This is a genomic window from Psychrobacter sp. SHUES1 (assembly GCF_001652315.1).
In the GTDB taxonomy this organism is placed as follows: domain Bacteria; phylum Pseudomonadota; class Gammaproteobacteria; order Pseudomonadales; family Moraxellaceae; genus Psychrobacter; species Psychrobacter faecalis.
The window spans coordinates 1-14,207 of sequence record NZ_LXWA01000081.1; the positions used below are offsets into that span (position 1 = coordinate 1).

14 protein-coding genes are annotated in these 14,207 nt (G+C 39.5%); 3 read left to right on the top strand and 11 right to left on the bottom strand.

The annotated features are described in order from the left end of the window. Positions 1 to 187 precede the first annotated feature (187 nt). Entirely contained in the window at positions 188 to 694 is a 507-nt protein-coding gene (locus A7325_RS10835; protein ID WP_068408076.1) for a plasmid replication DNA-binding protein, read from the top strand. Positions 695 to 717: 23 nt separating this feature from the next. Here A7325_RS10835 and A7325_RS10840 read toward each other — a convergent pair whose 3' ends face one another. After that, positions 718 to 1,647, bottom strand: coding sequence for a replication initiation protein (locus tag A7325_RS10840; RefSeq protein ID WP_068408077.1), 930 nt, complete (start codon positions 1,645 to 1,647; stop codon positions 718 to 720). Between the two features lie 382 nt (positions 1,648 to 2,029). Further along, positions 2,030 to 4,153 (bottom strand): MobA/MobL family protein, encoded by a 2,124-nt coding sequence (locus A7325_RS10845; RefSeq protein ID WP_068408078.1) that lies wholly within the window; start codon positions 4,151 to 4,153, stop codon positions 2,030 to 2,032. A 287-nt stretch (positions 4,154 to 4,440) separates the two neighbouring features. Between A7325_RS10845 and A7325_RS10850 the strand changes: the two genes are divergently transcribed. Further along, positions 4,441 to 4,959 carry a hypothetical protein gene (locus tag A7325_RS10850; RefSeq protein ID WP_068408079.1) on the top strand — a complete coding sequence of 173 codons (519 nt, stop codon included), beginning with the start codon at positions 4,441 to 4,443 and terminating at the stop codon, positions 4,957 to 4,959. A 60-nt stretch (positions 4,960 to 5,019) separates the two neighbouring features. Here A7325_RS10850 and A7325_RS10855 read toward each other — a convergent pair whose 3' ends face one another. The 7 genes from A7325_RS10855 to A7325_RS10885 all read right to left on the bottom strand — a co-directional run bounded on the left by A7325_RS10855 (position 5,020) and on the right by A7325_RS10885 (position 12,158). Continuing rightward, positions 5,020 to 5,208 carry a transposase gene (locus A7325_RS10855; protein ID WP_068408080.1) on the bottom strand — a complete coding sequence of 63 codons (189 nt, stop codon included), beginning with the start codon at positions 5,206 to 5,208 and terminating at the stop codon, positions 5,020 to 5,022. Positions 5,209 to 5,272: 64 nt separating this feature from the next. Then, positions 5,273 to 5,512, bottom strand: a complete 240-nt coding sequence (locus A7325_RS10860; protein ID WP_068408081.1) for a hypothetical protein — start codon at positions 5,510 to 5,512, stop codon at positions 5,273 to 5,275. A 198-nt stretch (positions 5,513 to 5,710) separates the two neighbouring features. Beyond that, the gene (locus tag A7325_RS10865; protein ID WP_068408082.1) at positions 5,711 to 6,733 is read right to left on the bottom strand and encodes a fimbrial protein; all 1,023 of its coding nucleotides are present in this window, start codon (positions 6,731 to 6,733) and stop codon (positions 5,711 to 5,713) included. After that, the gene (locus A7325_RS10870; protein ID WP_068408083.1) at positions 6,730 to 9,285 is read right to left on the bottom strand and encodes a fimbria/pilus outer membrane usher protein; all 2,556 of its coding nucleotides are present in this window, start codon (positions 9,283 to 9,285) and stop codon (positions 6,730 to 6,732) included. Before A7325_RS10870 ends, A7325_RS10865 begins: the two co-directional genes overlap by 4 nt. Before the next feature lie 69 nt (positions 9,286 to 9,354). Continuing rightward, a complete protein-coding gene (locus A7325_RS10875; protein ID WP_068408084.1) occupies positions 9,355 to 10,080 on the bottom strand; it encodes a molecular chaperone in 726 nt (241 codons plus the stop codon). Positions 10,081 to 10,157: 77 nt separating this feature from the next. After that, positions 10,158 to 10,691, bottom strand: a complete 534-nt coding sequence (locus A7325_RS10880) for a fimbrial protein (RefSeq protein WP_068408085.1) — start codon at positions 10,689 to 10,691, stop codon at positions 10,158 to 10,160. A 636-nt stretch (positions 10,692 to 11,327) separates the two neighbouring features. Then, positions 11,328 to 12,158: a cation transporter gene (locus A7325_RS10885; protein ID WP_011959978.1), complete on the bottom strand. Its 831-nt coding sequence runs from the start codon at positions 12,156 to 12,158 to the stop codon at positions 11,328 to 11,330. A gap of 686 nt (positions 12,159 to 12,844) precedes the next feature. Between A7325_RS10885 and A7325_RS10890 the strand changes: the two genes are divergently transcribed. After that, complete coding sequence (locus A7325_RS10890) at positions 12,845 to 13,174, top strand: hypothetical protein (protein ID WP_068408086.1); 330 nt, start codon at positions 12,845 to 12,847, stop codon at positions 13,172 to 13,174. Positions 13,175 to 13,278: 104 nt separating this feature from the next. On the opposite strand, the gene A7325_RS10895 is transcribed toward A7325_RS10890, so the two are convergent. Together A7325_RS10895 and A7325_RS10900 are read right to left on the bottom strand one after the other, a co-directional pair. Continuing rightward, positions 13,279 to 13,689 (bottom strand): hypothetical protein, encoded by a 411-nt coding sequence (locus A7325_RS10895; protein ID WP_227515000.1) that lies wholly within the window; start codon positions 13,687 to 13,689, stop codon positions 13,279 to 13,281. Then, positions 13,662 to 13,937, bottom strand: a complete 276-nt coding sequence (locus A7325_RS10900) for an excalibur calcium-binding domain-containing protein (RefSeq protein ID WP_068408089.1) — start codon at positions 13,935 to 13,937, stop codon at positions 13,662 to 13,664. Before A7325_RS10900 ends, A7325_RS10895 begins: the two co-directional genes overlap by 28 nt. Positions 13,938 to 14,207 lie beyond the last annotated feature (270 nt).

Genomic DNA, 14,207 nt, shown 5'->3' on the forward strand with positions numbered 1-14,207 from the left:
TTTCAAGCATTAATAATACCCTATATTTGTTCAATAAAGTGAGTGCTATATAACTAACCGTCTGATTTACACAGCAGTTTATTTATAATTTGCCTGATAGACGGGTTAGTGCCATAGTTGTTCACTGAACGTTCTGGACAGTTGTACTGTACAGTTTCTAAAAACGTACTTGAACACTAGGTGAACAATGAACATATCGGTGACAAAAGCGGCAAAAGAATGGGGTGTATCAAGAACCACGATCTATCAGAAGGTCAATGATGGTGAGCTTTCTAGAACAGCAGATAAGAAAATAGACGTTTCAGAAATGTTGCGCGTGTTTGGTGAGCCAATTTCTAAAAAACGTACTGAACGTTCAGTGGACACTGTTCAAAGTACACCTCTGAACAGTCAAAGTGTTCAGTACAATACGGACATTGAACACCAATTAGCGCTTGAAAAGCTCAAGAATGAACATCTCAGCCAACAAGTAAGCGATCAAAAAAAGTTAATTGAAAATTATCAGCAGCAGATAGGACAATTGAACAAAACACTGGATAAAGCCAACGCCAGTATCCAGGATTTCGCACAAGTAAGACTGCTAGAGTTTAAGCAAGCTGAAATGAGCGATGAGCCGCCACTTGAACCAGAGCAAGAAAAAAAAGATGATTCAATCGTCGTGACGGCTAAGAAGAAAAAACGGTGGTTCTTTTGACTATAAGAATTTTTGAAAAAACATTAGTGTTTAATCTTTGGAAGATAGCTCTCTAAAGCCTTATTGGGCTTGCTAAAGCTTTCAGGCTCTCGTTGTATGATATTAATCATTTCGCGCTTAAATGCGTCAGTCTGCATTTTGCCGTCATAACTTAGGCTTGGATGGTTGTTATAGTCATTCATAAACTGCACGTTATCAACGATAGACTGTATGGTAGCTTGTGACAGGGTGCCGTCTGCACTGGTTAGCTTGTCTAATGTTTTCCGATGGAATTTGAGCGTTAGGCCCTCGTAACCTTTGCCTCTACTTTTTTTATGGTACTCAACAGTAATTTTATAGTTTGTACTCTCATTTACCTCATCTATAGCAGTCTCAATCACACGCTCTCTAAGCTGTCCAAATTGCTTATACTTACCTTTAATGCCCATAACATAGCGAAAATCGTCTAAATCCATAGATTTAGTATATTGGTACTGACCTACCCAACAAACAATTAATTCATATAAGCGCATAGAGTGAATACTTGAGAGCTCAGACACCTCCATCAGCCTATATTTTGTGAAGTTAGCTTTTAGCTGTGTCAAATAAGGCAGTACATCCTCTGCAAATGTTATTGTTATCTGTTCTCCATTGGGGTCGTAAAGAACACCGCTAACAAAGCGAGTACGAAGCGTTTTATTATCCTCCAGTGCTATCAGTACCTCCCTATCAAAAAGCCGATTACTAGCTTGCTCTAAATCTCTAAAAGCATTCTTCTTGGTGCTATCGGTATAGAATATTTTTGCTACTTCCTCAACTGTCACCGTAAACTTGGTTTGCTTAGTAATATTTGGCGCATCAGGTCTACTGTCAATACGACTAATACAAGTCAGTAATAACTGCTTTTCTTTAGTAGTCATGGTATAAGCTGCTAGAACAAGCTCATTGGATTGTACGACTAGATTGTTTTCCATATTTTTTTCGAATCCTTGCTTAATCTACTGTTATTTCCAATAATAACCAAGATTCACTTTAGCATATAAAACTACAAATAGTATCAGTATTTTTTTGTTGTGTTTATTCTACTCATTTTGTGTTTATTCTACTCATTTTGTGTTTATTCTACTCATTTTGTGTTTATTCTACTCATTTTGTGTTTTTTCTCTTTGTAAGCTATTGATTTTAAAGGTGAAAAAAGGCTCTTAAACAGGAGTAAACAGGAGTAAACAGGATCAAATAAAAACCCTTAAAGAAACGGGAGATAAATTTTTTGTGGATAAGTGAAAAAACATCACTTAAACCACGTATCTTGCCTAAGCAACTTATCCCTCAGTAATCGTTTTTTTAAGGATGAGATTAAGGACTAAATCCTCGGCTAGGTGTATTAGTTCTACTCACTTGATACTGATAGGACTCTAAACCGTCCTGTAGTGCTCTGTGTTGGCTTTCAGACAGCTCTTTGCCATATTGCTCAGTAAACGTCTCTAAAGTGGCTTTAAGGGCCTCTGAGTAGGTTTTACGCTGGGTTGTTGGTAAGGAGTTAACATCGCGCAACGCAAGTTTGAATTGCTGACAGGTTTTATCCAAGGTATCTGCTAGATGTTCTCTAGCAGCTTTTCTAGCCTCAGCTGGGCAGTTATCCTGATTGATATAATCCGTTAACCCTTCTATGTAGCTAGACGATGAGATGATGTCCCGAGTCATTCTGCCAACCTCTCCTGCGCTACCGCCCAACTTGTCGATGATACTGGTATTAAATGCCGCTCGTTTTTGATCGATGTTGTCTCTGAAGTCTGTAAAATGCTTGGTAAGCGCTAGATACTGCTCACGTTCAGCGTTAGGATCACGCAACAGCTTGATAATGGCTTTGTTGTTTTCAACCAGCGTGTGATCAAAACGTTTGGCCACTTGGCGTAAGTGTGCGGTAAACTCCACGGCTTTATCGTGGTCCTCAATACCATGGTGCTTTGCAAACTCGCTAAGTAGTGCCACTTGCCGCTGATCAAATTTATCAGGGGCGTCCTGTGCAGTTTCTCCTTGAGCCCATCTGATAGCCATATCATCACGATGACGTTGTATTAAGCGCATGGCTAGGTGCAGCTTCATACGTTCAACATACTCAAAGATTCTCTCATCTTTAAAACGGTTTGCTCGAGTGTCTCGATCAATGCGTCCTTCTTGTCGATCAAGTCGAGCAGCTCTTGCTCGTCGTGCGTCGTCATCGAAGGGGTTGGGGGCTGGTCTTGCACTTCGCTCAGTTGCTTTGTTAATTTCAATATTTGACTTTCCGATAGCTTCAGTGATTCCCTCAATTGCTTGTTTTGTGCCATTAATTCTTTGTTTTGTGTCATCACATCGCTTTGGTAGGTTTTCGCATCGTTTAGCTGCCCAAGCAACGCCTGATTTTGCGTCTTCAATACATCGTTTTGTGTCGTCAACTCGAATTGCCGTTCTATTATTTTGTTTTGTGCAGTATGTAATGTAGTATTCTGAGCTTCCAGAGAGGTGTTTTGCAAAGTCAGCTCGTTGTTTTGTGCCTCCAATGCTGCCAGGTAGTCTTGCATTTTTCTCAGTTGCCCAAGCAAGTCCTTTTCTAAGTGCGCTAATTCGTCGCTCATTGTCTGCCTCCTGTTTGATATGGTTGTCAGCCACCAATTTGTTGCGTGCTTTGATGGCGCGGTTGGTGTTGCCTTTTTCGGTTGTGATGCCTCGACGCTCCATTGCCGTCGCCTCAACGCCCATTTTAATGGTGGGCTGCTGATCAAGCCCCTGATCCTTGTAACTGCGCGCATCCATCAGCGGTAGATGATATTCGGCCAATACCTTATTGGCGGTATCTACCCACATTTCACGAATACGCTTAATCTCCTGCATCGATGACGGCAGATCATGTGCCTTACGTTTTTTATTGGACCACTCAAACGGGGTCTTAAGCTTTGGATCAAATGCCAAGGTTTTATTTGGTCCAATGGTAGGCGCTCGAGTAGTGACTAAAATATGCGCGTGAAAATTACGGGGATCAGGGTTTTCCTCACCCTCACGCAAATACTTAGAACTTGGTGGTACATCAGGATCGAATGGCAACTTCATCACCGGACGATGGATACACACATCCGCAATCACATCCATATCGTCGCAAAGTTTTTGGGCAAAGTTGATAGCCAGTGCATGGCGCTCTTCCTCAGACAACTCATGAGGCAAATTAATCAGCCACTCACGCGCCACCCGACTGTCCGAACGGGTCTCTGCTGCTTCAGCGGTATTCCAAAGCGTCTCCCGATCCACACTCACACCTAGCGCTTTTAATGAAAATGGTAAAACGATATCGCTGCTCATCACCCCAGACTTTTTACTATAGTCATGGGTCTTGCCATATTTGGCATCATCCAGCACATCCCCAGCACGATAGGCTGCCGACGCCACAGCCGACTGTCCTGCTTTTCGAGAAATTGCCTTTGTTGCAATGTGTACCATCGTCATAAAGAGCCACCTGCTATTTTTGCTTTTTGCACACCACCGCTTTTTGTGGTGTGCGGGGTTTGGGGTTTCCCCAACGAAGAAGGATTCAAAATTAAGATAGTAACGAAGTGGATAGATTGAATTTTGAGTCGTTACTTCGCCCTTAGTCAGGGGGACGCCACCATAAAATGTTAAAATGATACATCTGGGGTGTCTGATGCTGTTGTGTTAAAGCTTACCACAAGTGATTGAATGATAGTGAGGTGCTTGCTATGCTGAGTAAAATTTAATTGATAAGGATAAATCTGATGTCAGTATCTAATAATAAGGCGCCTATGTCTATTTTTGATAGCCAAGACTCTAATGAATTAAAAGAACGTCAACGGTTAGAAGAATTAAAACGCCAAGCTAAGGTTCAGCAAGTAAAGTTAGACAAGCGACTAAATAAGCAGAAGATTTTAATGGGGGCATTTTTGGGTCAGGTATTGGCAACTGATGGTGAGAGTGAGCAAATGATTCGAGAGTATTTTGCGATTCACTTTCCAGATTTTTTAACGAGAAAATCGGATAAAGAATTGTTTAAAAGTATGATTGAAAGTTTGGGTGGCGATATGGGCTTGGGTGAGGAAGAAGATTCATTTGCAGCCAACGCAAAAGAAAATAATCAAGAGGCTATTGATCAGAATATAGGACTTGAAGGCAATCAGCCTATCAGTAGTCACCAACCGCAATCTGACTCTATGGCTAATTATGGGGAGCAGGATTCGCTACTAGATGACAATAGTTATGCTACTGGTAGAAGTAATCCAAACTATCATGGGCAATAGGCTTAGTTAAAAGAGACTATCCTAGGTTCTGTGTAACTGACATTTAGCTTGCATTACTACTTACACAAAATTTAGGAAAGCCTCGCTGTCATGCTTAGGGTAGCTGAGATGCTCTTCCATCTCAGCCTCTAAGGCAGTATCAATAAAGGATTGCATGAGCTGCTTTTGAAAGTCGTTAATGTCATCGAAGCTTTTCATGCTACTAACCATTTGCTCGGCCAGTTTCTTGATGTCAGTTTGCTTTGTCATTGCTTATTCTCTTGTTATTGGATTATAAGCAGTTACACAGTTTTTAGGAAAGGCTCTCTTTTTTTTATTGAGGATTCGCTTTAGTGATTTGTGTTTCAGTCAAAACATCAATCTTATCTTTTAATTCGTTCAGCTCCATTTTGAAAGAGTCTATATTAATACTCATCTCAGCTTTCTCATTAGCGTCGTCACTATCAGTGTTTAAGTACTCTGTTCTGTAGTCTTCTAATGATATTAGGCGTTCCCTTAAGGAGTTTTTTATTAAACCTAGTTCGTAAGCTGTTAGTGATGTATTCTCTTTCATTAGCTTCTTTAATAGAAGCTGGTATTATAATCAAACAAAGTCTGGTTTCTACATGGTTCTTGTAAAATTTTTCTGGTAATAATCACCACACACTTCGGTATATTTTTATTTCGCTTAATACATTAAATGGAATGTCATTAGCTAGCATAAACTAGATAGAAAAAAGCTTGAAGAAACAAGTGTGCAGATGGCATTTTATTAGTCGTATTGAATAACTACCGTCGCCACTGAGCTAACTTTACCTGGAGTAATAACGGCATCCGTCTGGTAATAACTTGCACCTAATGGAACATTGTATTGAATGTTTTGATTCGATTGAACGGTTCCTAATTCAAGCTTCTCGTTCTTTGCAATGACTTTACTTACATTTTTATAGTTGGTTTTAAGTTGAACGCCGACACCTTTCGCTCGGGTTGATGCAGGCGCATTGTTAGCCAACACATTCGTTGTATTAGGTGCTAATGTATAGTCAAAATTCAAACTAATTTTATTGCTCTGTACATAGGCTGTTGGATTTTCACCACCATTACATAAAAAGTTTAGATCAAAAGCTTGAGTGCCTTGCGTAGAGCCTACCCCTTTAAATCCAGATTTATTGACGGTAGGTAATTGTACAGTTTTATTAACATCCCCTAAAAACTCGCATGACGATGAGGCAATCGTAATGGTATTACCATACACTGTACTTGTCAAAAAAGGATTATTTACATCGTCACGCGAATGATAACTACTGTACCTACCTGCAGTCAAAGCGCCCGATCCTGTGGAAGCAGCTGTTTTAATAATCTCAACAACGAAAAAACCTTCGCCTAATCTATAGGTTGTATTACGAGATAGAGCTTTATTGTAAGGGTAATAGCCAGAAAAATTTGAGCCATTTCCAGCGTCTCTATACAAACGAATTCCGATACCCTTGATATTAGTGTTATATACGGAATCACCGCCTGCAGAGCTTAACGAAGGGTTTTGCGAAAGAACAGCTTCTATTGTCCCTCCAGAGTAGAAACTGCAAGAAATAGTGGAGTTATTAGGAGTAATAGGAAAAGAAGCGCGTCGCAAGACCGTTCCAACGGGATCGCTTGGTCTAACAACCACTCTACCTACATTCATACTGATATCAACAGGTGTAAAGCCCCAGTCGGCCGTACACCTTGCATATACCTCTGAACTTAAAACACAGCTCATTAGCAAGAGAAAACTATTTAATAGTCTAGAGCTCATTGGCATAAACCTTCTAACATCAGCATATTTTTCTCATTCTTCGATGACTGAGCGGTGACATCATATTGTATCTTGCATTGCGCATCTTGTGTCTCTCCCCACTTTACTGTCACTGTATCAGCCAGAGTGTTGGTGCGTAGATACACTAAGCTGCCTTGAGCAACCATACCCACATACTCACCTTTTGAGTCGAATACTTCAGATGCAAAAGGTAATGTCTCCCCTTTGGCATCTAAACTTCTAATATAAAGTGCTTTTCCTGACTTGGTCACAAAATTAACTTTTGAGATTGATCCGGCATAAGGCGCAATGCGTTGACTACTGCCATCCAGCTCTACATCTAATGACATATTCTCAGGATTTAAAACAATTTCATTTAAACGATAAGGGGTGACATAGGGGATCACGGCATAGCCTGATTTATTAATGGTTAAACCGTTGGTATTATTGACTTTAGCGCCTGTAGCGTCAGGAGCATATACTAAAACCATGGTTTGGCCTTGGTCTGGTCCAAAAAGTACACCCTCAGAGTGAGCAACAATATTGCCTCTTGCCGTTAATGATACTTGCTCGTACTGATCTGAAGTACTGTATGAGCCACCTAAGGTAGTAACGTTGGTACGGTATTGTGCGTTGGTATTGAAGCTTGAGCTGTCTTTATAGTCTGTTGATACTGAAGCGCCATAGTTAAATCGATCGCCTATCACGCCACTCATGCCGACGGTGGTATTATCTTGAGTATGCGATGAATTTACATTTATAGAATTACGTTTAAAAGAAAATGGTAATGATAATGTTAACAGGTATTCAGTATCGTTCTCACTCCTACTTGTCGAACTATTTTCTACCATTCTTCTAATGGCTGACACCCCATAGTTCAAATTCCGATAGTTATTACTATAACCGACCTGATATTGTTTGGTGGTTTCTTCACGATCCCAGTAATCTACCCAAGACCCAGTCGCATAGAGATTCCCCCAATCATTAGGCAACCCCTGATTTAACGTTATTTGAAGCTCGCTACGCTGTTTACCGTAGTATTTAGAGCTTATGCCCTTTTTTTCTAATTCTTGAGCCAGTAAGGCATCACGCAGATTATAATAATTTTCTGTTGAATAACGATATGCGGCCAAGGTTAAGTTAGTATCTGTTGGTGTAATGAGCTTACTGTAACTGAGGCGGTAACTTTGTCCTGCCTCTTTATCACGACGATCAAAATTTGCTTGAGAGTGCGTCATATCTAAAGCAACTGCCCCTATTGGTGTGGCAAATGCACTACCTAACGTCAACGCCGTATAATCTTCTGATCCTTGAAAGCCCCCATAAACCGTTATACGATTATTAACACCCCGTTGATATTGCCCTTGAACAATAAACGGATCCATATCTATATCAGTGTCACGAAATTGCCCCGTCATGACTGAATAACGACTCATACCTGGACGCAACATTTGTGCGACTGATGCATACGGAATTGCGTATTTCTGAATATCACCATTGGCTTCTAGAATAGAGACTTCTAGCTCTCCACCATAACCGGTAGGATATAGATCATTAATCTCAAAGCTTCCAGCAGCAACGGTAGTTTGGTAGATTAGTTGACCTTGCTGACGAATCTCAACTTTAGCATTGGTTTGAGCATTACCTCGAATTCTTGGTGCATAGCCAAGCATACTATTGGGTAGCATGCGGTCATCACTAGAAAATTCTGCACCACGATAACCAAATGAGTTGAATACCTCACCATTGGTAAAGCTATCACCAAGCGTTAGTACGCCTCTATATTCAGGAAAAGCACGCTGTGCATAAGTACTAATAGCATCATAAGTTGATTGAGAGTCTTTGCTCTCAGTCTCATCCTCCCACTTCCACTGACCATTGTGACGAAATTGCCAGTCTGCAAAATTTGCACCTGTATTTAATGATACAAACGCATTGGCATTGTCCTCGCTATTTTCTGTTTTATTATGAGCTTTATAGGCGCTCGCATTGTACGAGACAAATGCTGCGTCAATACCCCGATCCCAAACACTAGGATCAACATACCCTTGAGCATTTCTTTCCATAGCAATTTGTGGTATTGAGATATCAAATCTTAACTTTGAGGTATCGAACTCATAAAAAGAATCCTGAACCCATTCACCCAGCTGCTGACAACTTTCACTATTTACTGCCAATCTTTCTTTAATAAGCTCTGCTTTTATACCGTATTCAAGTAATTGTTTGGAAGAAAAGCAGGTGTATGTACTTTTGTCATCCTCTGTATTTTTAAACACCATCTGGTGCTTACCGAACCAGTTACCATTGATATAGACATCTACGTTGTAATATCCCGGTAAGATCGCATTACCATATGTGAAGCGCTTAATATCAATATTTTTGGCATCGCCAATTAGGAAATCTGAGTCAAACTCAGCTGTTTTTTTAGTAGGTTCTTTCTCAATATCATCAGCCGACGCCAATGTTGGTATGCTAAAGGCAACTACCCCATAAACCAAGAAATATCTAATGTGGCGCTTGATATTCTTATAAGAATGTAAGGGGTGTTTCATAGCATGGCCATTCTAGTGAAAATATAATTTCTCTTTGAGATGACTCAATTTGAATAATAAAAACAAGACTTACTTAATCTTATGAGTGACTCTTCCGCCATAATCATTAATGGTGGTAAACGTCATATTTTGTGTATTAGAGCTTTTTAATAGAACACTCTGTTCGGAAAAAGGCTTTAGCATCAAACCTTCTGACAAAATATCAATGGTTTTGCCTGCGTTCTCTTGGGTAATAGAGGTGATTGTTATATGAAAAGGGGTTGGGTTTTTGGCTAGGAGATTAGAGCCTGTACTGCGCCACTGAATTTTTTCAGGAGCTAGAACAACGTCTTGTTTTATACCGCTAGGGCGATAAAACAACTTGATACGTGAGCGAACAGCCAATTGTAAGAAATTATCAGGAGCTGCTGTTTTGTCTTGTGCTGAAGGTTTTGGTGGTATGTCTAATACGTTTAACCAAAACAAACTTTCTTCTGTCTTACTCAACGTATTCACGGTAGGCAAACTGGTAATACGTATAAATTGACTTTTCTGCCCCTCCACACGTGAAATAGGGGGTGTGAGAATAAAAGGCGCTTTTGATTGATCAGGGGTTGAACTTGGGTCACCTTCATCAATCCACACTTGAACCAAAGAAGGGCTTTTTCCATCGTTACTTAATTGCAGTGTGATCTCGCGTGCATCAGAAGGATAAACCGCACGTGTTCCATGAATAATAATTTCTGCATGAACTAAACTGATAGGTGTTAGAAGTGTGATTAAACAGATTTTATAAAACAGCTGTTTTACAGACATATATTTCTCTCTACCTAAAATTAAAAAAAAGAGCTAGGCCCGATACTTCTCCTAGCTCTTATCAATCTAGTAAAAGACTACTGATAAATAATTGTATATTTCACAGTGGTTGCAACGCTACCAGGGGTTGAAGCACCAGTAGCATAGTACTGCGCATAGTAATTAAGGTCTGCTGAACCAGTGCTGCTTACATCTACCAACTGTGAGTTAGTCTGAACACCACCAGCACCTGCAGCTAATACTGGGATAACAGCATTGTTTGAACCTAGCAATTGCACCTGAACATTAGCGGCTGTTCCAGTCGCGTTGTTTAAACGACCAGTAGTGAAATCAACAGTTGCACCTGGCTCGAAATAAGTCGCAACTTTGCTACTAGCTGTACAATCAGTCAGATTAATAGTAAATGGCGTGCGACCTGCAACATCACCCGTGTTTGCTAATACTTGCTGAGAAACCGTAGGAAGTGTGACTGTGAAATCTTTACCTTGTGCGCTATTAACCGTACAAGTCTTGTCTGTTACCTGACCATTGATTGTAATAGTACCGTCAGCTGCAAAAGCAGTAGAAGTTGCTAATACTAATAATGGAACTGCTAATAAAGTTTTTTTCATAATTCTTACCCTAGAAGATATACATGTAACTTTCGATCATAATATTGTACATTCTAGAGGATATTAAGTAAACATTGGTCTAAATCATAATATGCCTATACCTTACTAAGCTATTGATAAATAAAGCTAATTTCATTACATTATTAACTGTAAGGATTTTTTTACCTAAAAAACCGGTAAACAAAATTATACTAAAAAATTTTAGAAAAAACCGTTTAACCTCTTAAATATGCCGTTCATCCTATATCTTATTGACTGAATAATTATAATGTGAGCAAACAAAATCAAATTCTAGTTTCTTAGGGGTATACCCCAAGGGAACTACCTATTTTACCTTTCAAACCTATTAACAGACTACTTAAAGCAGACTGTTAGCATAGAACCATCTATAACAGACTTTTGAATTATAAGACTATCTGCTGTGCTTTTTTCCTATCATTAGCCTATAGTGTGATGTGCATTTCACTATTTTATCAATTTCTCAGCCTGTTTTTTTCCCAGCCTACTTTTTGAACCACCACCTGCTCGAGGTCTCATATCCTTATGATGTTTGTTTCCTTCAAACCTAGCTACTTTACACTTAGCGGTTTGATTAAGCTACTTACTTGGGCTATTTGCTTGAGCTACTAGGCTCAGCTATTTACTTAACTTTAGTATTCTAAAGGCGCCTTGAATAACTAAAGCAAATACGATGCTCCCAATAATTAAATCAGGGGTACTCGAGTTTAACCAATTCACCAGAACACCTGCAACAATCACCCCTAAATTGATAATCACATCGTTTGAAGTGAAAATCATACTGGCTTTCATATGAGCCTCTTCTTTACTCTTCGATTTTTGCAATATATAAAGGCAGATTGAGTTTGCAATCAGAGCAAGAATCGATATAACAATCATGGTAGAAAAGTCAGGTAACTGCTCATTGCCAAAGAAACGTCTTATTACTTCTAAAAAGCCGAGAATCGCTAGCGTGATTTGAAAATATCCAGCAATTCTAGCAATACGTTTTTTCTTTACAACCGTTCCACCAACAGCAAACAAGCTGATTCCGTACACGAAGCTATCTGCTAACATGTCTAAGCTGTCGGCAACCAATCCCATTGAACGAGAAATCAGCCCAGTGCTCATTTCGATAATAAAGAAGGCAAAGTTAATAACCAGCACTATCCACAGTAGCTTACGTTGCTCCGCGTCTTTTTCATGATTAGCGTTAGTTTTGACTTCGATATTATCATTTGAATTAGAGGGGTCAATAGTTTCGGTTGAAAGTAGGGTGTCGCCTAAATTTAGGTCATGAATAGCATGCTGTATATTTTCAACATTACCATGATGAAATACGGTTAATTGACGATTAGGAATGTCGAATTCAAGATATTCAATATCCGAATTGCCATCTAGCTTCATTCGGATTAGGTTCTCTTCCGAAGGGCAGTCCATTTTCGATATTTTAAAAGTTGTTTTATTCATAAAGGTATCTGAATCCGGGTGGTGGTTCAAAAAGTAGGCTGGGAAAAAAACAGGCTGAGAAATTGATAAAATAGTGAAATGCACATCACACTATAGGCTAATGATAGGAAAAAAGCACAGCAGATAGTCTTATAATTCAAAAGTCTGTTATAGATGGTTCTATGCTAACAGTCTGCTTTAAGTAGTCTGTTAATAGGTTTGAAAGGTAAAATAGGTAGTTCCCTTGGGGTATACGCTAAAAAGGATATGAGCCTAATTTTCATATTAACTATTATGCTTGCGATTCGGTTTTCCAGAGTACTGTAGTGAGTTTGGCGGTTTTAATAGGTATTTAGTAAGAACTCTCTAGCACTATCAACTCCAGTAATGCCTTTTACCATTGCTGGAGTAAATCCTACTTCGAGCACTCCTTTATTATCTAAATATCTAACTTGCCTTGGAATCGGTTTCTACGGAATTGACCGCATCGCTCAAAGCAGTTTATTTTGCTTACTCAAAAGGTACAAAAGTGTTACAATTTAATTAATCTTTATATTACTACCGATACAATTAAAAGTTAATTAAGCCCAGTATCTTCAGGGCTTATATTCGTTATTCTCTGAATAGGATTACTACTTAATTATTTTGTAAAAATTATAAAGTACTAAAAGTGTTTTATAGATAACTACCTCTAGGAGTTAAGAGTAATGATTAAAAAAATCCGATCAGTATTTGCTCATAAATATAAAAAATCTATTCCTGAGACTCTGAGCCCGACCCTTATCAATGTTAGGATATTAGAAACGTATTCTATCCGGTGCAGCTGTGGTTCATTAGCAGTCCCTATTGGGGAAAGAGGTGTTTCTTATCAATGTATTCGTTGTGGCAAGCAGCCGTCTGAAGGGCCAAAATATAATTTCGGGCAGAGAACTCTCACCAATCAGTTAAATCTAGCGCCTAAAAAAGATAGCCAGATACTTCATATAGATTTCTACGAAGATGCTATAGATATTATGAAACAAAAAAACTATAGGTAGCCTTATGTCCACTCACAAGTACACTGCTATTATTTTCAGCCGATTAATCTATCAGCGCATATGACATACAGCCGAAGGTTCAAGTCCTCACTAGGGTACCGAACTTAATAATTCGCAAGCTCATCCTCTTGCTCATCACAGACCTTCAATCCAATTTGTACGGCCTCACTAAGGTCAGCCCCTTCTTTGACACTATAAGGTACATTTGGCGTCAAACGACTTAGCTTTAAGCCATCTACCGCTGCTTTATTAAGCGGTATACCAACGTAAGATTCATCGGTGTAACCCTTAGGATGAAAAAACACCTCACGACCAAAGGAAGGATTTGAGGCACATGCAATCTCACCCTCAGGCACCGTAAACGGATAAGGTGTTGTGTAATCTTTACTCCATGTCTGCTCACTCACTACGATATAGCCTGAACCATACAGATCATTTTCTGTATTGCCTGAGCTGCACCCAATCATAACGATAGACGCTACTGCAATTAACCACCTGGACATATTGATTCGCATGGTACGCCGTCCTTATCACGGTCTAGCTTGGTATTTCCACATTTGAGTGCTTGTTTGGCTTGTTCACAGCTAACCATCTGCCCACAAGTGCGCGGTAAGCCTTTGCATTGAGAGCCGCCAGCACCTTTAGCAAACAACGGATGCTCTACCTCAACATCACTATAAAATGGATTATCAGTGACTGTAACTGCTGCCTGAGAAGATAAGGCAAAGAGAGATAACGCCATACTTAGAATAAATTTTTTCATAGAACCTTCTTTCTTTAATACCCAAAACACTGCTTTCAAGCATTAATAATACCCTATATTTGTTCAATAAAGTGAGTGCTATATAACTAACCGTCTGATTTACACAGCAGTTTATTTATAATTTGCCTGATAGACGGGTTAGTGCCATAGTTGTTCACTGAACGTTCTGGACAGTTGTACTGTACAGTTTCTAAAAACGTACTTGAACACTAGGTGAACAATGAACATATCGGTGACAAAAGCGGCAAAAGAATGGGGTGTATCAAGAAC

Bases quoted from the DNA above. Each gene is read 5' to 3' on its own strand.
- A7325_RS10880 (WP_068408085.1), bottom strand. From the start codon at position 10,691: ATGAAAAAAACTTTATTAGCAGTTCCATTATTAGTATTAGCAACTTCT.
- A7325_RS10885 (WP_011959978.1), bottom strand. From the start codon at position 12,158: ATGAATAAAACAACTTTTAAAATATCGAAAATGGACTGCCCTTCGGAA.
- A7325_RS10845 (WP_068408078.1), bottom strand. From the start codon at position 4,153: ATGACGATGGTACACATTGCAACAAAGGCAATTTCTCGAAAAGCAGGA.
- A7325_RS10895 (WP_227515000.1), bottom strand. From the start codon at position 13,689: ATGCGAATCAATATGTCCAGGTGGTTAATTGCAGTAGCGTCTATCGTT.
- A7325_RS10840 (WP_068408077.1), bottom strand. From the start codon at position 1,647: ATGGAAAACAATCTAGTCGTACAATCCAATGAGCTTGTTCTAGCAGCT.
- A7325_RS10855 (WP_068408080.1), bottom strand. From the start codon at position 5,208: ATGACAAAGCAAACTGACATCAAGAAACTGGCCGAGCAAATGGTTAGT.
- A7325_RS10835 (WP_068408076.1), top strand. From the start codon at position 188: ATGAACATATCGGTGACAAAAGCGGCAAAAGAATGGGGTGTATCAAGA.
- A7325_RS10875 (WP_068408084.1), bottom strand. From the start codon at position 10,080: ATGTCTGTAAAACAGCTGTTTTATAAAATCTGTTTAATCACACTTCTA.
- A7325_RS10900 (WP_068408089.1), bottom strand. From the start codon at position 13,937: ATGAAAAAATTTATTCTAAGTATGGCGTTATCTCTCTTTGCCTTATCT.
- A7325_RS10860 (WP_068408081.1), bottom strand. From the start codon at position 5,512: ATGAAAGAGAATACATCACTAACAGCTTACGAACTAGGTTTAATAAAA.
- A7325_RS10850 (WP_068408079.1), top strand. From the start codon at position 4,441: ATGTCAGTATCTAATAATAAGGCGCCTATGTCTATTTTTGATAGCCAA.
- A7325_RS10870 (WP_068408083.1), bottom strand. From the start codon at position 9,285: ATGAAACACCCCTTACATTCTTATAAGAATATCAAGCGCCACATTAGA.
- A7325_RS10890 (WP_068408086.1), top strand. From the start codon at position 12,845: ATGATTAAAAAAATCCGATCAGTATTTGCTCATAAATATAAAAAATCT.
- A7325_RS10865 (WP_068408082.1), bottom strand. From the start codon at position 6,733: ATGAGCTCTAGACTATTAAATAGTTTTCTCTTGCTAATGAGCTGTGTT.